Here is a 17,252-nt window from a genome sequence, read left to right as displayed (position 1 = left end):
CACCGCGTGGCCCCCACCGCTTTCCTGCGTACCATGCACACTACAGCCGGTCAGCGACAGTTTGGTAGATGCAGGTGCCCCCTGTGCCGTCAGGCTTTGATCAGGCTTTCCTCAAGATTCCATCAAGACCGCGCGGCGTGGTGTTTTTGCTGGGCAGCAAGCAGTCCTTCAGCCATGAGCAGCTCCACTGCATCAGCGGCTTCATCGATCAGGAACGGCAGGTCTTTCTTCTCCGCGGTGGCAAAATCCCGGAGTACATAATCCGCAGTGTCCATGCGGCCCGGCGGCCGGCCGACCCCCACACGGACCCGGAGGTAGTCCTTTGTGGCCAGCGCCTTGGAAATATCGCGGAGGCCGTTGTGGCCGCCCTCGCCGCCGCCAATTTTCAGCTTTACAGTGTTGAAGGGGATGTCGATCTCATCATGTACGGCAATGACATGGTCCGGTGCGATGTCGAAAAACTTGGCCAGGTTGGCTACCGGACCACCGGAAACGTTCATGTAGGTCATCGGCTTTGCCAGCACCACGCGGGGTCCGCCGATGCCCAGGCGTCCTTCGACCACCTGCGCCCGCGACTTATGGACTTTGAACTTCCCGCCCACCCTGGCGGCCAGTTCATCCAGCACCATCTGGCCCACGTTGTGCCTGTTGCCGCTGTACTCAGTGCCGGGGTTGCCGAGGCCCACAATCAGCCACGTGTCAGTCATGATCACATCCTAGGGAATCTGGTCAGGTTCAAGGAGCAAAACAAAGTGGCCGGGACCCCGCAGGGACCCGGCCACTGAAAAGGCTAAGCCTCAGGCAGTCGCAGACTACTCGGCGGCTTCTTCAGCTGCAGGAGCTTCTTCGCCTTCGGCTGCTTCTTCAGCCTCGGCAGCAACAGCCTCGGAGACGTTGACCACCAGGGTGTCGGCTTCGGTCAGCAGGCTGACGCCCTTGGGAAGAACGACGTCGGAAGCGTGGACGTGCGCGCCGGCCTCGCGGCCTTCGATGTCAACCTCGAGGGCGGTGGGCAGGTGGGTTGCCTCGGCCTCGACGGAGAGGGTGACGGCTTCCTGGTTGGCGACGGCACCCGGAGCAACTTCACCGGTGACGTGGACGGGAACGTCCACGGTGACCTTCTCGCCCTGGCGGACCGTCAGGAGGTCCATGTGCTCGATGGTCTGCTTGATGGCGTTGCGCTGGATGTCCTTGACGATGGTCAGGTGTGCCTCGCCGTTGATGTCCAGGTTCAGCAGGGCGTTGGCAACGCGGACTGCCAGGGTGGTTTCGCGGCCCGGGAGGGTCACGTGCACGGGCTCTGCACCGTGGCCGTAGATGACGGCGGGGATACGGCCGGCGACGCGTGCGCGGCGGGCGTAGCCCTTGCCGAATTCGGTGCGCAGTTCTGCTGCGAGCTTCTGCTCAGACATGTGTACTCCTTGATTACTGGTGTGCCGTTCAAAAACGGCGTGGTGATCAGCAAGGGCGGAGGTCTGGAGTGACCTTCCACGCCCGCGGGCCTTTGGAAAACCGGCCCGCCTTCGTCGAAGGAGGTTACAGACCCAGTCGATAACGGAGACCCGCTCGGAGGCATGAATGCCATCCGGAAGTGCTCTCCCTCGCCAAGGTATCTCCGAAAGTTTACCAGCGGCACCTCCGAAAACTGAAAACGGGCCATCCGCCGCCCTCGGCGGTGGATGGCCCGTCATGCCGTGCAGCCTTGGCCGGGCCTGACTAAGCCTTGCCGTCGAACAGGCTGGTGACCGAACCGTCGTCGAACACTTCACGGATCGCGCGCGCGATCAACGGTGCGATGGACAGCACCGTCAGTTGCGGGAAGCGCTTCTCGGCCGGAATCGGCAGGGTGTTGGTGACCACCACTTCCCGGGCGCCGGACTCGGCAAGGCGCTGTGCGGCGGGGTCTGAGAAGACAGCGTGGGTGCAGGCGATGATGACGTCCTTGGCGCCGGCGTTCTTCAGCACCTGCACGGCGCCGGAGATGGTTCCGCCGGTGTCGATCATGTCATCGATCAGCACACATGTACGGCCCTCGATCTGGCCCACCACGGTCTTGGACACTGCCTGGTTGGGTACGGTCAGGTCGCGGCTCTTGTGCACGAACGCCAGCGGCGCACCGCCAAGGCGCTCAGCCCACTGCTCGGCAACCCGGACGCGGCCGGTATCAGGCGAAACAACCGTGATGTTCTCGGAGTCCACCTTGGTGCGGATGTAATCCGCCAGAAGCGGGATGGCCATCAGGTGGTCCACGGGTCCGTCGAAGAAGCCCTGGATCTGGGAAGTGTGGAGGTCCACGGACATGATGCGGTCAGCACCGGCGGTACGGTACAGGTCAGCGACCAAGCGGGCGGAGATGGGCTCGCGGCCACGGCCCTTCTTGTCCTGGCGGGAGTACGGGTAGAACGGGGAGACCACGGTGATGCGCTTGGCGGAGGCACGCTTGAGCGAGTCGATCATGATCAACTGCTCCATGAGCCAGTTGTTCAGCGGTGCCGGGTGGGCCTGGATCACGAAAGCATCGGTTCCCCGGACGCTCTCAGCCGAGCGGACGTAGATCTCGCCGTTGGCGAAGTCGTAGGCATCGATGGGCAGGAGTTCTGTCTCCAGTTCCTTCGCGATTTCCTGCGCCAGCTCCGGATGCGCCCTTCCGGCGGCGAGAACCAGTTTCTTCTCGCCGTGTGCGGTGATTTCGCTCATGCCTGATTGCCCTCTTCTGTGGTTGCTGGAGATTGTGAGGAAGTGGAAGCAGGGGTCAGCAGGGCATCCTGCGCTGCCTGGGCGAGCTGCGCGGAGGTGGTGCCCTGGCGGTTTGCCAGCACCCATCCCTCCGCGTTGCGCTGTGCGGCCAGGCTGAGGGCAAGGGCCCCAGGCGGGACGTCCTTGCGGATGACGGCGCCGGCGCCGCTGTAGGCGCCATCGCCAACAGTGACAGGTGCCACGAAGACCGTGTTGGATCCGGTGCGGACGCCCGAGCCGATCACCGTGCGGTGCTTCTTCTCGCCGTCGTAGTTGGCCGTAATGTTGCCGCAGCCGATGTTCGTGTCCTCGCCGATCTCGGCGTCGCCCGCGTAGCCCAGGTGGGAGAGCTTGGAACCGCGTCCGATCGTGACGTTCTTGGTTTCGTAGAACGCACCGATTTTGCCTGTTTCGCCCAGGACCGTACCGGGACGGAGGTAGGTGAACGGTCCAACGCTCGCCTTGGCGCCGATCGTGGAACCGGATCCGTGGGTGCGGACCACCTTCGCGCCTTCGCCGACATTGACGTCGGTGAGGGTTGTATCAGGTCCGACGACGGCGTCCCTCGCCACGGTGGTGGCGCCGTGAAGTTGCGTGTTGGGCAGCAGGCGGACGTCCTCGTCGAGGGTGACAGTGGAATCGATCCAGGTGGTGGAGGGATCCACTACGGTGACGCCTGCGCGCATCCAGGATTCGATAATGCGGCGGTTGTGCTCGGCGCCGAGGGCCGAAAGCTGGATGCGGTCGTTGGCGCCCTCGACCTGCCAGCGGTCGTCAGTAACGACGGCGGCAACCCGGCCACCGGCGTCGCGCGCCAGGCCGAGCACGTCGGTCAGGTACATCTCGCCCTGTGCGTTATCCGTGGTGACGCTTTCCAGGGCCTTGCGAAGGACCGCTGCGTCGAAAGCGTAGATCCCGGAGTTGATCTCACGGATGGCGCGCTCTTGGTCCGTGGCGTCCTTGTGCTCGCGGATGCCCAGCACGGTGCCGTCCTCTGCGCGGAGGATGCGGCCGTAGCCTGTGGCGTCGTCCAGGACCGCTGTGAGGACCGTGACGGCGTTGCCTTCGGACTCGTGGGTGGAGACCAGCTCGCCCAGCAGTTCCCCGGTGAGCAAGGGGACGTCGCCGTAGGTGACAACCACCGTGCCATGCAGCTCGGCCTCGGCGTCGAGGGCCTTCACCGCAACCTCCACCGCGCGGCCAGTGCCCGGAATGTCATCCTGGTCCACGATCAAAGCCTGGGGATCCTGCGCGGAGACGTGTTCAGCCACGCGATCGCGTTCATGCCGCACCACGAGGGCCAGCTTTGCGGGGTTGATGGACCGGGCCGCCAAGAGGGCGTGGCCCACCATGGAGCGGCCGCCGATCTCATGGAGAATCTTGGGAGTCCGCGACTTCATGCGTGTTCCGGCACCTGCAGCCAGAACGATGACCGCTGCGGGACCGGTGGATTCGGGGCTCACGTACTGGCTCTCCTTGCTCGGTTTTGTCCCGGGTAACCCGGCTTCGGAATGCTGCCATCCGGACGTGGACCCGGGCATCGTTCGAGCCGTTCCAAGTACACAGTGGAGCGCGTTTTCCGACCGTTCCGCCCATAGGATTCGAACCTATACTCCACGGCTCCAAAGGCCGGGGTGCTGCCGTTACACCAGAGCGGACCGTGCATGCTTCAGGCGTCCGGACGGCAGGGTCCGGGGCCTTCCGGCGATCACCGGGATGCACACACAAGAATCTAGTTTGCCATGACCATTGCGTGCTTCGCGACTTGACCCCGCCCGTGCGGGTTCCGGACGGCGTTCCGGGCACGTCAACGACCCTCCTGCCCGGCGGGTGGGGCATGATGGACAGGTGAGCAAGCGCACTGGACTCCCCCGCCCCACCACTGGACCTGCGGAGCTGGAGCACGGCCCCGCGGTACCGGCAGTGCGGGCACGGATGACCGGCCAGCAGCGCAGGTCACAACTCATTGGCATAGGCCGCGCCCTCTTCGCCGCACGCGGACTGGATGGCACCACCATCGAGGAAATCGCTGCCACCGCCGGGGTGTCCAAGCCCGTGATCTACGAGCACTTCGGATCCAAGGAAGGCCTCTACCGCCAAGTGGTGGAGACCGAATTCCGCATCCTCCTCGACTCGATCACCGAGGCCCTCAGCACGGAGGCCAAGCCCCGCGTGCTGGTCGAAAGGGCAGCCCTTGCCCTGCTCGGATACATCGAAGACCGGACCGACGGTTTCCGGATCCTCATGCGGGACGCTCCACCCTCCCAACCGGAAGGTGCCTTTTCCACGCTCCTGTCGCACGTGACGGCCCGGGTGGAACATCTGCTGTCGGACGAGTTCGCCCGCCGGGGTTTCAGCGCAGCCGACGGCGGCATGTATGCCCAAATGCTCGTGGGAATGGTGGCGATGACGGGCCAATGGTGGCTCGACAGCCGCCAGCCGGACAAGCGCGCGGTAGCGGCCCACCTGGTCAACCTGGCCTGGAACGGACTGACCGGCCTGCAGAAGGAACCGGAGCTCCGCTCCGAAACCTGACCGTCTCTCACCAAACACCCCCATTCGACCGACCCTCTCTCACCAAACACCCCCATTCGACCGACCCTCTCTCACCAAACACCCCTATTCGACCGACCCTCTCTCACCAAACACCTGGAGATCTGGATTCCCCGTTAGGATCGGGCCATGACTGGCTTGCAGATTTATGTCCTCTTCCCTGGAACGGCCAACGAAGCCCTGACCTTTTACGCGGACGTCTTCGGCGGCGAAGTCGCCCTCCATACATACAAAGAATTTGGACGTACCGACGGCCCTGCCGACGCGATTGCCCACGGCGTGCTGAGCGGACCAGTCGCCTTGGCCGGCGCAGATGCCGCAAAGGGCGAGACGAGCCTCAGGACCGAAGGCCTAATGCTCTCGTTGCTGGGCGCATCGGAGCCAGCTACCCTTCACAGTTGGTTCGAGAAGCTCTCAGAAGGAGGCAAGGTCATCGACCCGCTGTCTCCCAAACCTTGGGGTGCCAGCGACGGCCAAGTGCTCGACCGGCACGGCCTCCACTGGCTCATCGGCTACGAACACTGAGAGAGCGTCCGCCAAAACCCGGCAAACACTGAGAGAGCATCCGCCAAAACCCGGCAAACACTGAGAGAGCATCCGCCAAAACCCGGCAAACGGTGAGAGAGCATCCGCCAAAACCCGGCAAACGGTGAGAGAGCATCCGGGGGAGGCTACTCTCCGAGGATCTCGACAGCCTCAAGCCACTCGAGCTCCAGGCCTTCCTTCTCCTCGAGCAACTCCTGCAGCTTGGCATTGAGCTCGCCCAGGGCATCGAAGTCGCCGGACTCTGACTTCGCCGCCATCTGGGTGTGGAGCTTCTCTTCCTGCTGCGCGAGCTTGCCGAGTTGCCGGTCAATCCGGTTCAGGTCCTTGCGTGCTTCGCGTTTCTCGGCCTCGCTGGGACCGGAGGCAGAGGACGAAGAACCGCCGGAGGAGGCAGCCGTCGGCGCCGTCGATCCCCCGAAAGCGCCGGAGGCCAAGGCGGCCTCACGAAGTTCAAGGTACTGGTCCACGCCGCCGGGAAGGCCGCGGAGTTTGCCGTCGCCGAGCAAGGCCATCTGGTGATCGGTGACGCGTTCCAGGAGGTACCGGTCGTGGCTGACCACGACCAACGTACCCGGCCAGCCGTCCAGGACGTCTTCGACGGCGGCAAGGGTGTCGGTATCGAGGTCGTTGGTGGGCTCGTCGAGCATGAGCACGTTGGGTTCACCCACCAGCAAGCGCAGGAGCTGCAACCGGCGTCGTTCCCCACCGGAAAGGTCCGGCACCGGCGTCCACTGCTTCTCCTTGGTGAAGCCCAGCTGCTCCACGAGTTGCCCGGCAGTGAATTCCTTGCCGCCCACGTTGAACGAACGCTTCTCGCGTTCGATCACTTCGATGACGCGCAGGTCGGAAACCTCGTCGAGTTCCTTCACGTCCTGGGTGAGGACGGCCGTCACCACGGTCTTGCCGCGCTTGAGTCGTCCGGACGTGGGCTGGATATCGCCGTTGAGCAGCTTCAGCAAGGTGGACTTGCCGGCACCGTTGACGCCGACCAGGCCGAGCCTTTCACCCGGGGCCAGCCGCAGCGTAATGTTGTCGAACAGCTTCTGTCCGGCCTCGCCGCCTTCAAAATCCAGCGAGACGTTCTCAAGATCCAGCACGTCCTTGCCGAGCCGCGCCGTAGCCATCTTGTTCAGGGCCACCGAGTCACGCGGTTCCGGAACGTCGGAGATAAGTTCGTTGGCGGCCTCGATCCGGAACTTCGGCTTGGAGGTTCGTGCCGGTGCGCCCCGCCGCAGCCAGGCCAGTTCCTTCTTGACCAACTGCTGGCGTTTGTTCTCGACGACGGCCGCCATGCGGTCACGCTCGGCGCGGGCCAAAACGTACGCGGCGTACCCGCCGTCGAACATGTCCACCATGGCGTCGTGGACTTCCCAGGTGTACTTGCAGACTTCGTCAAGGAACCAACGGTCGTGGGTGACCACCAGGAACGCACCCTGGTTGGCGCGCCAGCGCGACTTGAGGTGCCGGGCAAGCCAGGCGACGCCCTCGACGTCCAGGTGGTTGGTGGGCTCGTCGAGCATGATGACGTCGTGGTCCTCGATGAGGAGCTTGGCCAGGGCAACGCGCCGCTTCTGCCCACCGGACAGCGAGTGAACGTTGGCGTGCCAGTCCACATCGCCCACCAGGCCACCCATGATTTCGCGGATCTTCGGGTTTGCCGCCCATTCGTGATCCGCGCGGTCGCCGACGATCGCAGCGCCCACTGTCAGGTCGCCGTCGAGCACGTCGCCCTGGTCCAGGTAACCGACGTTGACGTCGCCGCGTTTGGTGACCCGGCCGGAATCAGGCGTGGAGCGCTGCGCCAGCAGCCGCATGAGCGTGGACTTGCCGTCGCCGTTACGGCCCACCATGCCGATCCGGTCGCCATCCTCCAAACCGAGGGTGACGCCGTCGAGGACTGTGCGGGTTGCGAAGGAAACCGTCAGGTTTTCGCCGCCAAGAAGGTGGGCCAAGAGGTACTACTTTCTACAGCTGGAATGCGTACTAAAGGAGGGTATCGGAGATGATCCGGGCACCCGGCACCGGACCGTGGACCGCAAGGGCAGTGTGGCCTTGGTGGGTGAAGTCCTCTGCGAGGGCTTCGGCTGAACCAGCATCCCGGGCCAGGAGCGCGATGGTGGGCCCCGAACCCGAGACCATTCCCGCGAGGGCACCGCGGGCCTCGCCCAGCCCGATCGTGTCCTTCAACCCCGGCGCCAGAGCGATCGAAGCCCGCTGGAGATCGTTGATCAGCACGCGGCTGAGAGTCTCCGGATCGCCGTTGCGGAGGGCCTGCAGGATGGTGGGATCCACATCCACGGGTTCTGCAATGTCTGCACCTTCGGCGTCACGGAGGCCATCCAGCGTGCGGAAGACTTCCGGAGTGGAGAGCCCGTAGTCGGCGAACACGAGCACCCAGTCCATTTGCGCTTTGGCCAAAGCAGGCGACAGTTTGTCGCCCACACCAAGCCCGACGGCGGTGCCTCCGAGGAGCGAAAACGGCACGTCCGCGCCGAGTTCGGAGGCAACGTGCGCCAATTCTTCCCGGGACAGGCCGCTGTCCCACAGCGCATCGCAGGCGAGCAGCGTTGCGGCGGCATCAGCGGAGCCGCCACCCATGCCTCCGGCCACGGGGACCCGTTTGGTGATTTCCAGATGGACACCAGTGGGTTTCTCGGACATCTCGGCCATCAGCGCGGCAGCCCTGTACGCGAGGTTCCTCTCATCCAACGGAATGTCTACGCCGTCCAGGTCCAGGGTGCTGTGCGGGCTGATACTGACCGTGATACCCGGGGACTCGGTGCTGGTGGCGGTGACTTCCTCGTAGAGCGAGACCGCCAGGTAGACGCTGGCTACAGAGTGGTATCCATCCGGGCGCAAGGGGCCCACGCTCAAGGAGACGTTGATCTTCCCGGGCGCTTTGACGCGCACGGTCCGGGCCTGGAAGCGGTCTGCCGGATAGGGCAGGCCGCCGGTCTTTCTCGTCCCGGGGGTCATGCTGCCACGGTGTGGCGGGCTTCGGCGATCCGGACATAGGCGGAGATGTCCAGCACTTCACCGCGGGCCGTGGGGTCGACGCCGGCCGCCACCAGGCATCGTTCGGCTTCCGCGGCGCTGCCCGCCCAACCTGCCAGCGCGGCCCTGAGGGTTTTCCTCCGCTGGGCGAAGGCTGCATCGATGACAGCGAAGACTTGCTCGCGGGTGGCGTGGGTTGCCGGGGGCTCGTGGCGGGTGAAAGCCACCAGCCCCGAATGGATCTTGGGAGCGGGCCAGAAAACATTCATGCCGATCACCCCTGCCTTCTTCATCTTCCCGTACCACGCGGCTTTGACCGACGGCACACCGTAGATCTTGGAGCCAGGCGTGGCGGCGAGACGGTCGGCTACTTCGTCCTGCACCATGACCAGCCCGTGTTGGAGGCTCGGAAAATGTTCCAGCAAGTGCAGCACCACCGGCACGGCCACGTTGTAGGGCAGGTTGGCCACCAATGCGGTTGGCTGCACGGGAAGCTCGGTGACCTTCATGGCGTCGGAGAGCACCAGGTGGAAGTTGTCCTTGGCCTGGGGCCGCCATTCACTGACGGTGTGCGGGAGCTTTCCGGCCAGGACAGGATCGATCTCGACGGCCACCACGTGGCTTGCCGCGTCCAGGAGGCCGAGCGTCAGGGAACCCAGGCCGGGCCCCACCTCCAGCACTGTCTCGTCGGCCCCGATATTCGCCGAGGACACGATCCTCCGGATGGTGTTGCCGTCGATCACAAAGTTCTGCCCCAGGGTCTTGGTGGGGCGGACACCGATTTCCCCGGCGAGCCGCCGTATGTCTGCGGCCCCCAGCAAAGGGACGACGGCGGCGGGTTCGGAATTCGGTTCAGTCACCTAGGTATCGTATCGCCTGAACAGGATCAGGCCGCGTGCGCGCAACCCCAGTCGCGCAGGCCGTTCTTGGCGTAGAGACGGTTGGCGATGTCAATCTGTTGTGCCTTGGTGGCGAGGTTGGCCGTGGGGGCGTACGCTCCGCCACCGTTAGCAAGCCACGTGGGGCTGGAGAACTGGAGGCCACCGTAGTATCCGTTGCCGGTGTTGATGGACCAGTTGCCGCCGGACTCGCACTGGGCGATCCTGTCCCACATGGCTTCGTTCGGCGCACCGGTGGGGCCGCTGGAGGTTGCTGCCTTGGTGGCGGGAGCGGGGCGGGCCTTGGTGCCCACGGCGATCTTCTCGGTCACAGGCTGGGTGGTGACATTGCTGGAGACCAGGGTGCGGGAGGCTTCACGGCCATCCACGAGGACCAGTTTGAAGGTCTTGACCACTGAGCCGGCCACGCCCTTCTGGGTGACCTTCTCCTCGCCCTTGTAGAGCTCGGCGCTCTCGGTCTTGACGCTTTCGAACGGCACTTCCTCAGTGGCCTCGGCGGTCTTGGTGGCGTCCACCCGGGAGACCTTGATCACCATGTCCTGGATGACCGGGGCATTGCTGGGCTGCGAAACCCTGTCCGTGGCTCCGACCGTGATTCCGGCGTCCTTGAGGACCTCGGCGACGTCGGATGCGGTGGTGGTGGTGCTGGTGTCCTTGCCGTCAGCGATCAGGCTGATGGTCTTGGGAGTGGAGATGGAAACGAAGGAGCCCTGCACCTCAAGTGTGGCGTCCTTGGGCTGGGAGATTTCCGACGAACCGGCCACCCCGAGTTCGCTGACCAGCCCGGCAACGTCCGAAGCGTTGGTGTTGACGGTCTTGCGGGCGCCATCGAGCTCGATGGAGACCGCCTTCGCCAAGTTGATGTTCACCACGGAGCCGTTGTCCACGGCGGCGTCCAGGGAAGGAGAAACCCTGTCTCCGTCCTTCAACTCGACTTTGGCCGCCTTGACCACCTGGTCCACCGTGCCGCCGAAAGTCTGGATGGAGCTCACTTTGCCGTCCACATTGAGGGTGACGGTCTTGTTGTTGCCGACAAAGGCGACGACTCCGACCACCAGCGCTGCGACAACCAGCAGCTGGGCACCGACTTTGAGAAAGCTGAACTTGCCATCCGTTGTGAAGAACTTGATCACGTTTGCCCATAACTCCCAGACCATCCGGGCACGGGGAAAAGCGCCAAAAAACAATGCCAGCCGCAAAACGGAGGGGCCAGGCAAAAAGCCTGGTCCCACGTCTGCTGCCGGCACCTGCGCCGCCAAGAAGATTCAACTGAGCAGCCCGGAATGAACCGAGCCAGTTGTCCGCAGGCCTTCCCCGACCCCGGCTACTAGTTGTACACAGTAACCGATCCGTTATAAACGGGCCAAGAAAAATGCATACCCGGTATCCACCCGAAGCAATCCCGGGACAACGGAGTCAGTCCCAGGATCCGTATGCTTCCAAGGTGTTGGCGGCCAGTCGGGTACACAGTTCAGCGACGTCATCTTTTGTCACTTCGGCCATGGACCGGACGGTATAGGGCACCATGTAGCTCGCGTTCGGGCGGCCCCGGTACGGGTGCGGGGTAAGGAACGGGGAGTCGGTTTCCACCAGGATCCGGGTGGGTTCGGCGATGGCCAGGGCTGCCCGGAGGTTGGCGGCGTTCTTGAAGGTCATGGTTCCGGCGAAGGACATGTACCAGCCGTTGTCGTTGCAGATCCGGGCCAGCTCTTCATCTCCGGAAAAGCAGTGGAATACCACGCGCTCGGGCGCCCCTTCTTCCATCAGGACCTGCACCACGTCATCGTGGGCATCCCGGTCGTGGATCTGCAGGGTCAGCCCCAGTCGCTTGGCGATATCGATGTGACGCCGGAACGAGTACCGCTGGTGCTTAAGGCCTTCGCCATGGGTCCGGAAGAAATCCAGGCCGGTCTCCCCAATGGCACGTATGCGTGGATGCCGGGCGAGCTCTTCGATCTCAACCAGGGCGCTTTCCAACTCGCCACGTCCTGCATAGACAGGCGCATCGTTGGGATGGATGGCCACAGCTCCCAGCAGCCGGGGATCCGTATCGACTGCCTGCACCGTAAAACGTGAGGATTCAAGATCGCATCCCACCTGCACGGCACCTTGTACCCCTACGGCAGCGGCGGCATCCATGGCATCGCTGACCGCCACTTCGATCAGGCCGTGGCGGAAGTCCAGGTGGGTGTGGTTGTCCATGACCGGCACCGGCAGTGGTTCCGGGGCCGGGGGATATTCCTTGCGGGAGTCCTGGACCTCCGTGGCACCGGGCGCCGGGCGGTAGGGAGCGGGAGCGAGCGAATTGCACATGGATCCACCATAATCGGACCGCGGTCCCCACCGGCCCCTGCCGGGCTCGGGCATAAATTCCACTTGGCACATAAATTCATCCAGCACTCTGTAAGCGACGGCCAAAGACTGGGTAGTCTGGAACGGACAAGCGGCCAACAGCGGCATTGGCCACGGCTGAAGGGCAGTTCATGGAGTCCAAGCGACAAGTCACCGTTGATCCTTCCATGCTCCAGGGCGAGGCTTATGGAACCTTGCCCCGGGACGCGGCTGCGCTCAACGGGCATCGTCACCAGGTCATGGATCCGGAGCGTTTCCATGACGCCAGCCAGCGCATCCTGGACGCCATCAGCAAAGTAATCGACGGTAAAGCCGACGCCACCAAGCTGGCTTTGACCGTCCTTCTGGCCCAGGGGCACCTTTTGCTGGAGGACGTCCCCGGCGTCGGCAAGACGATGCTGGCCAAGACCCTGGCCCGTACCGTGGATTGCACTGTTTCCCGCATCCAGTTCACGCCCGACCTGCTGCCCTCCGACGTCACCGGCGTCTCCATCTACAACCAGTCGTCGCGCCAGTTCGAGTTCCGGCCGGGCGCGGTGTTCGCCAACATCGTCATCGGCGACGAGATCAACCGGGCTTCCGCCAAGACCCAGTCGGCATTGCTGGAATGCATGGAGGAACACCAGGTCACGGTGGACGGACACTCCTACCAGCTGGGACTGCCGTTCATGGTGGTTGCCACGCAGAATCCCATCGAGATGGAAGGCACCTATCCCCTGCCGGAGGCCCAGCGTGACCGCTTCATGGCGAGGATTTCCATGGGGTATCCGGACCAGGAAGCGGAGATCGAGATGCTCGAGACCCACCAGTCCGCTTCGCCGCTGGCCCAGGTGAGTCCCGTGGTCTCTGCCGCCGATGTCGCCGCCATGATCGCCACCGTCCAGCAGGTGCATGTATCCACCGCCATCAAGGAGTACACGGTTGCCATTGGCCGGGCTACCCGGGAAAGCTCCCGGCTGCGCCTGGGCGCCAGCCCCCGCTCCCTGCTTCAGCTGTTGCGTGCGGCAAAGGCAACGGCCGCCCTGGATGGACGCGACTTTGTCCTCCCGGACGACGTCGTTGACGTTGCGGAGTCCGTCCTCGCCCACCGCATCATCCTCGACCGCAAGGCGGCCAGTTCCGGCGATACGCCCCAGACCGTCATCCGGGGCATCCTTTCGTCGCTGCCGGTTGCCCAGGAACCGCCCGGTGCGTGGCGCCGGGACAGGCACTCCGCCTAGGAGGATGACCGAATGGCACTTGTGGACCGGCTTCCGAAACATCTGTTCACCAACCGGGGTTGGGGACTGCTGGCTGCCGGGGCGGTATCACTGGTGTCCGCCCACATCATGGGCCGGCGCGATCTCCTGACGCTGGCGGTGTTCCTGATTCTGCTGCCCCTGGTGGCCTTGGCCGGGGTCCGGGTGTTGAAGCCAAGGTTCCAGGTGTACCGCGAGTTCAACCCTGCGACGGTGGAGACGTCGATGCCCACCACCGTTCGATTGGCCGTTGCCAGGACGGGATTCGCGACCGGCCACGTGATCATGGAGGAACAATTGCCTCCCCGCTTCGGCGATCCACCGGCCTTCCGGTTCCCCGCCCGGTCCGCGTCCGGCGGCACCAGCCGCTACGAATACCATCTGCGGTCGGGCAAGCGCGGCCAGTTCCGTATCGGCCCGGTGACGGCCGAGTTCAGCGACCCGTTCGGTTTGTCGCTGCGGCGCCATGCAATCGACGACGGCGACCTCCTCACCGTGACGCCTGCCGCCGTCGAACTTCCCGCGACCGGCCTGGCAGGCGCGCGGGGCAACGACGGCGTCACCGCCACGCGCATCCGGGCAAATCCCAGCGACGACGATGTCATGACCCGCGAATACCGGCACGGCGATTCAATGCGTCGCGTGCACTGGCCGGCAACGGCCCGTCACGGACAGCTGATGGTTCGCCAGGAGGAATCCGTCACCACACCTGAAGCCACCATCATCCTCGACCAGCGTTTCACCGCGTTTTCGCAAGGTGCCGGTTCCATGTTCGGCGGTCACGACGACGATTCGGACCTGGTCACGAGTCCCGGCTTTGAGTGGACCGTGACAGCGGCCATGTCCATCAGCGCCCATCTTGCCGAACGCAACTACTCGGTGCGGACCCTCGATGTCTTCGGCAATCCGGCGTTGGCGCGTTCACGCTCGGCCTCGGACCCTTTGGCTGAGGAATTCAGCGGTGCCGGCGGACTCCATGCCATTGCCGAGGGCCTGGCTGCCATTGAACTGAGCGGGCCGAGGCACCACCGGGCCGAACACCAGGGGTCCGCCACTGAGCAACGGCCGGCCGCTGACGACGCGGTGGACTCGGCCTTCGATGACCGCCTCATGGACAAGCTGGCCGCCCACCGCCTGCGCGGTCCCCTGCTTGCCTTGCTGGGCAACATCCCGCTTGCCGAAGCGAAAGCCCTGGGACCGGCGGCAGGTTATGGCGCGAATGCTTTCGCCCTGCTGGTCACCGACCCTTCACGCAACGTTGACCAAGTGGTGGAGACGCTGCGGCGCGACGGCTGGCGGGTAGTGGCCGTGACCTCCAAAACGCCGCTGGCGGAGGCGTGGGCGGCGTTCGACGAGGGCGGCATCATGAAGGCCGCGAGTGCAGCCATGGACGTACGGCGTGGAGCGGCGGTGCCGCGATGACTGCCACGTCCCACCGGGCGGCATCCGCCACCCAGCCGTCCCGGCAACCCGACGGCGGACCACGAACTACGGAGCAGGGCACACCACGCCGCCAGGGGAATTCCCTGTATGCATGGGCGATGGCGGGCGCCGTGGCTGTGGCCGTGCTGGGTGCTTCACTGTCCCTCAATGGCGTCTTCCGGGGTTGGGCCTGGCTCATGCCATTGATCACCACGGTGGTGGTGGTATCACTGGCGCTTGCCATCCTCCGGACACTTCGCGTGCAGCCGATTCTCGCCACGGTGGGGGCACTGGCTTCCCTGGCGGGAATCCTGGCGTTCACGTTCTGCCGGCAGGAGAGCCTTGCGGGGTTCATCCCCACAGCCGGGACCTTCGAAGCCGTGGGCAGGCACATCAAAAGGGCGGCCGAGACGGTTGTCTCGGAGAGTTCCCCGGTGGCGCCGAACGCGGGCATCGTGTTTGTTGCCTGTGCCTGCCTGGGCCTGTTGGTCATCCTTGTTGACGCGTTGGCGGTACCGCTCGCCATGCCTGCGGCGAGCGGTATCGGGATCCTTGCGATCATGGTGGTCCCGGCCACCATCAAGCCCCAGAGCGTGGGTCTGCCCGGGTTCATAGGAGGTGTGGTCGGCTTCCTGCTGATCGTGGGGTGCAGCCAGTGGTTCGCCCCGGATTCCCGCCTCCAGTCGGGCGCACCCCGCAGTTCGGGTCAGTTCCGCAGGGCCGTGGTGACCGGGGCCGTGGCGCTGGGGTTGACCATGGTTGTTCCGGTGGCCATCCCCGGCTTCGAAACCGGTACGTTCCCGCAGGGGTCGCGGTTGAGCCCGTGGGGCACATCCAACGGGCTCAACCCCATGATCACTCTGGGCAACAGCCTCCGCAGCCCTACGGGCGCCGGGCGGATCACCTATGCCACGAGTTCCAGTTCGCCGCTGTATTTGCGGTCGGTCACCATCGACCACTTCGACGGCGAGACCTGGGCCCCGGACGACCGCTCGGCCACGCGCCGGGCCGGGGCGGACAGGATGGAGACGGGGTACTCTGTACAGGGCGAAGTCGTGAACGCGGTGACATCCATCAATGCAGGGCTTTTCACCAGTCCCTACCTGCCGGCACCCTTTGCCCCGGTCTCCGTGAACGGGCTCAACGGGCGCTGGACCTGGGATCCGGCAACCTTGAGCATCATGAGCACCGAGACCAGCACGCTGTCACAGCGTTACGTGGTCTTTTCGGCAACTCCCAAGGTGACGGCCCAGTCGCTGTCGCAGGCTACAGCCGCTGCCCAGTCCATCCCGGAGGACTTCCTTCGGGTTCCCGGCAACCTCCCGGGCATCGTCCGTGAAACCGCCGACACCGTGACAGCTTCCGCGGGCAGCAACTACGCCAAGGCCCTGGCGATCCAGAAGTACTTGCGCTCCACAGAGTTCACGTATTCCCTGCAGGCTCCGGTCCAGAACGGTTACGACGGCAACGGCCTGTCCGTCCTGGCCGATTTCCTGTCGGTCAAGAGCGGGTACTGCGTTCACTTCTCCTCAGCCATGGCCGTCATGGCGAGGGTGGAGGGCATCCCCAGCCGCATTGCCGTTGGTTATGCTCCCGGCCGCCTCACCGGGGAGACAGTGTCGTTGGTGGGACAGGGTTCCTTCCCCGAATACGAGGTCGATGCCCGCGACGCCCATGCATGGCCGGAACTGTATTTCGAGGGCCTCGGCTGGGTTCCCTTTGAGCCCACGCCGTCGCGGGGTTTTGTTCCCGATTACGCCACTGAATCGTCCGTGCCCGGCAACCTGAGCACCAACGCGGACGAGAAAGAGGTTCCTTCCACACCGGCCACGCCCGCCCCTTCAGTTGCTCCCTTGCCGCCGACAGGTACTCCGGCCGGCACCGCTGCGGCGCCCGATCCGCTGCCCGGCATTCTGGCTACCGCCGGCGCCGTGGTCCTGGTTCTCGGGTTCCTGGCCTCTCCGTGGCTCAGCAGGACCGTGGTCCGCCGGCGGCGGCTCAACCGGCGCGGCCCGCCCGTGGAAAGCCGCCCGCCGGGTTTCCAGGATCCTTCGGCCGCCTTGGCCTGGGCGGAGCTCCAGGACCTTGCCACCGATTTCGGGGTGCCGTCCAGACCGAGTGAAACTCCTCGACATTTCTCGGCGCGCCTGCGCTCCAGCAGGGCTCTGGGAGAGCCGGGAGGACTGGACGACGCCGCGCACACAGCGGTTGCCTCCCTCACCTCGGACTTCGAGAGGCAACGCTACGGCCGTTCCGCAGTGGTCCCTTCCGCAGCATCGGCGAGGATCGGCGTCGTCCGTCAATCGTTGCGGAACAACGCCGGCTGGGTGGCCCGCTTCCGCGCCACCTGGCTGCCGCCGTCGTTGATGCGCCGGTGGGTCCACGCCCTGGGGGCGCCGTTCCGCGCTGTGGCTTCCGGGGCCCGGCATGTGGGCCGCGCGGCAGTGCGTTCCGGACGGGCCGCCCGGGGCCTTCTCCCCCAGCGCCGCTAGGCAACACCAGGCCTACGAAT

The 17,252-nt window shown here is 64.9% G+C and carries 14 protein-coding genes and 1 tRNA gene; 5 read left to right on the top strand and 10 right to left on the bottom strand.

Going from position 1 to position 17,252, the window contains the following annotated elements; all coding sequences use genetic code 11:
- Positions 1–122: 122 nt before the first annotated feature.
- The 5 genes from pth to ACPFL9_RS06690 form a co-directional block, all read right to left on the bottom strand.
- Positions 123–707: an aminoacyl-tRNA hydrolase gene (pth, locus tag ACPFL9_RS06710; RefSeq protein WP_426006571.1), complete on the bottom strand. Its 585-nt coding sequence runs from the start codon at positions 705–707 to the stop codon at positions 123–125.
- Between the two features lie 105 nt (positions 708–812).
- Positions 813–1,412, bottom strand: a complete 600-nt coding sequence (locus ACPFL9_RS06705) for a 50S ribosomal protein L25/general stress protein Ctc (protein WP_426006569.1) — start codon at positions 1,410–1,412, stop codon at positions 813–815.
- 304 nt (positions 1,413–1,716) lie between these two features.
- On the bottom strand, positions 1,717–2,697 hold the full coding sequence (locus ACPFL9_RS06700; protein ID WP_426006567.1) for a ribose-phosphate diphosphokinase: 981 nt from the start codon (positions 2,695–2,697) through the stop codon (positions 1,717–1,719).
- The gene (glmU, locus tag ACPFL9_RS06695; protein WP_426006565.1) at positions 2,694–4,199 is read right to left on the bottom strand and encodes a bifunctional UDP-N-acetylglucosamine diphosphorylase/glucosamine-1-phosphate N-acetyltransferase GlmU; all 1,506 of its coding nucleotides are present in this window, start codon (positions 4,197–4,199) and stop codon (positions 2,694–2,696) included. Before glmU ends, ACPFL9_RS06700 begins: the two co-directional genes overlap by 4 nt.
- A 123-nt stretch (positions 4,200–4,322) precedes the next feature.
- Positions 4,323–4,394: transfer RNA gene (locus tag ACPFL9_RS06690), tRNA-Gln, on the bottom strand.
- Between the two features lie 190 nt (positions 4,395–4,584).
- Here ACPFL9_RS06690 and ACPFL9_RS06685 point away from each other — a divergent pair.
- On the top strand, positions 4,585–5,271 hold the full coding sequence (locus ACPFL9_RS06685) for a TetR/AcrR family transcriptional regulator (RefSeq protein WP_426006563.1): 687 nt from the start codon (positions 4,585–4,587) through the stop codon (positions 5,269–5,271).
- A gap of 147 nt (positions 5,272–5,418) precedes the next feature.
- The gene (locus ACPFL9_RS06680; RefSeq protein ID WP_426006561.1) at positions 5,419–5,814 is read left to right on the top strand and encodes a VOC family protein; all 396 of its coding nucleotides are present in this window, start codon (positions 5,419–5,421) and stop codon (positions 5,812–5,814) included.
- Positions 5,815–5,960: 146 nt separating this feature from the next.
- On the opposite strand, the gene ACPFL9_RS06675 is transcribed toward ACPFL9_RS06680, so the two are convergent.
- The 5 genes from ACPFL9_RS06675 to ACPFL9_RS06655 all read right to left on the bottom strand — a co-directional run bounded on the left by ACPFL9_RS06675 (position 5,961) and on the right by ACPFL9_RS06655 (position 12,041).
- Positions 5,961–7,787, bottom strand: a complete 1,827-nt coding sequence (locus tag ACPFL9_RS06675; protein WP_426006559.1) for an ABC-F family ATP-binding cassette domain-containing protein — start codon at positions 7,785–7,787, stop codon at positions 5,961–5,963.
- 31 nt (positions 7,788–7,818) lie between these two features.
- Positions 7,819–8,811 carry a 4-(cytidine 5'-diphospho)-2-C-methyl-D-erythritol kinase gene (locus ACPFL9_RS06670; protein ID WP_426006558.1) on the bottom strand — a complete coding sequence of 331 codons (993 nt, stop codon included), beginning with the start codon at positions 8,809–8,811 and terminating at the stop codon, positions 7,819–7,821.
- Positions 8,808–9,689, bottom strand: a complete 882-nt coding sequence (gene rsmA / locus ACPFL9_RS06665) for a 16S rRNA (adenine(1518)-N(6)/adenine(1519)-N(6))-dimethyltransferase RsmA (protein ID WP_426006556.1) — start codon at positions 9,687–9,689, stop codon at positions 8,808–8,810. The genes ACPFL9_RS06670 and rsmA overlap by 4 nt, the downstream gene beginning before the upstream one ends.
- A gap of 26 nt (positions 9,690–9,715) precedes the next feature.
- Positions 9,716–10,861, bottom strand: coding sequence for a transglycosylase family protein (locus ACPFL9_RS06660; protein ID WP_426006554.1), 1,146 nt, complete (start codon positions 10,859–10,861; stop codon positions 9,716–9,718).
- A 283-nt stretch (positions 10,862–11,144) separates the two neighbouring features.
- Entirely contained in the window at positions 11,145–12,041 is an 897-nt protein-coding gene (locus ACPFL9_RS06655) for a TatD family hydrolase (RefSeq protein ID WP_426006552.1), read from the bottom strand.
- A gap of 170 nt (positions 12,042–12,211) precedes the next feature.
- On the opposite strand from ACPFL9_RS06655, the gene ACPFL9_RS06650 reads away from it, so the two are divergent.
- The 3 genes from ACPFL9_RS06650 to ACPFL9_RS06640 are packed head-to-tail and all read left to right on the top strand — an operon-like array spanning position 12,212 to position 17,232.
- Positions 12,212–13,300, top strand: coding sequence for an AAA family ATPase (locus tag ACPFL9_RS06650; RefSeq protein WP_426006550.1), 1,089 nt, complete (start codon positions 12,212–12,214; stop codon positions 13,298–13,300).
- Positions 13,301–13,312: 12 nt separating this feature from the next.
- The gene (locus ACPFL9_RS06645) at positions 13,313–14,740 is read left to right on the top strand and encodes a DUF58 domain-containing protein (RefSeq protein WP_426006548.1); all 1,428 of its coding nucleotides are present in this window, start codon (positions 13,313–13,315) and stop codon (positions 14,738–14,740) included.
- Positions 14,737–17,232: a transglutaminaseTgpA domain-containing protein gene (locus ACPFL9_RS06640; protein ID WP_426006546.1), complete on the top strand. Its 2,496-nt coding sequence runs from the start codon at positions 14,737–14,739 to the stop codon at positions 17,230–17,232. The genes ACPFL9_RS06645 and ACPFL9_RS06640 overlap by 4 nt, the downstream gene beginning before the upstream one ends.
- The last annotated feature ends 20 nt before the right edge of the window (positions 17,233–17,252 follow it).

Source organism: Paenarthrobacter sp. NyZ202 (assembly GCF_049860755.1).
Taxonomy (GTDB): domain Bacteria; phylum Actinomycetota; class Actinomycetes; order Actinomycetales; family Micrococcaceae; genus Arthrobacter.
Note: the sequence above shows the minus strand (reverse complement) of the source record. Positions and strands in the feature narration are given on the sequence as shown.

What these genes read in the sequence shown, in the direction of transcription:
- ACPFL9_RS06645 (WP_426006548.1), top strand. Translation starts at nt 13,313, where the DNA reads ATGGCACTTGTGGACCGGCTTCCGAAACATCTGTTCACCAACCGGGGT.
- ACPFL9_RS06680 (WP_426006561.1), top strand. Translation starts at nt 5,419, where the DNA reads ATGACTGGCTTGCAGATTTATGTCCTCTTCCCTGGAACGGCCAACGAA.
- ACPFL9_RS06640 (WP_426006546.1), top strand. Translation starts at nt 14,737, where the DNA reads ATGACTGCCACGTCCCACCGGGCGGCATCCGCCACCCAGCCGTCCCGG.
- ACPFL9_RS06705 (WP_426006569.1), bottom strand. Translation starts at nt 1,412, where the DNA reads ATGTCTGAGCAGAAGCTCGCAGCAGAACTGCGCACCGAATTCGGCAAG.
- ACPFL9_RS06670 (WP_426006558.1), bottom strand. Translation starts at nt 8,811, where the DNA reads ATGACCCCCGGGACGAGAAAGACCGGCGGCCTGCCCTATCCGGCAGAC.
- ACPFL9_RS06650 (WP_426006550.1), top strand. Translation starts at nt 12,212, where the DNA reads ATGGAGTCCAAGCGACAAGTCACCGTTGATCCTTCCATGCTCCAGGGC.
- ACPFL9_RS06655 (WP_426006552.1), bottom strand. Translation starts at nt 12,041, where the DNA reads ATGTGCAATTCGCTCGCTCCCGCTCCCTACCGCCCGGCGCCCGGTGCC.
- ACPFL9_RS06700 (WP_426006567.1), bottom strand. Translation starts at nt 2,697, where the DNA reads ATGAGCGAAATCACCGCACACGGCGAGAAGAAACTGGTTCTCGCCGCC.
- pth (WP_426006571.1), bottom strand. Translation starts at nt 707, where the DNA reads ATGACTGACACGTGGCTGATTGTGGGCCTCGGCAACCCCGGCACTGAG.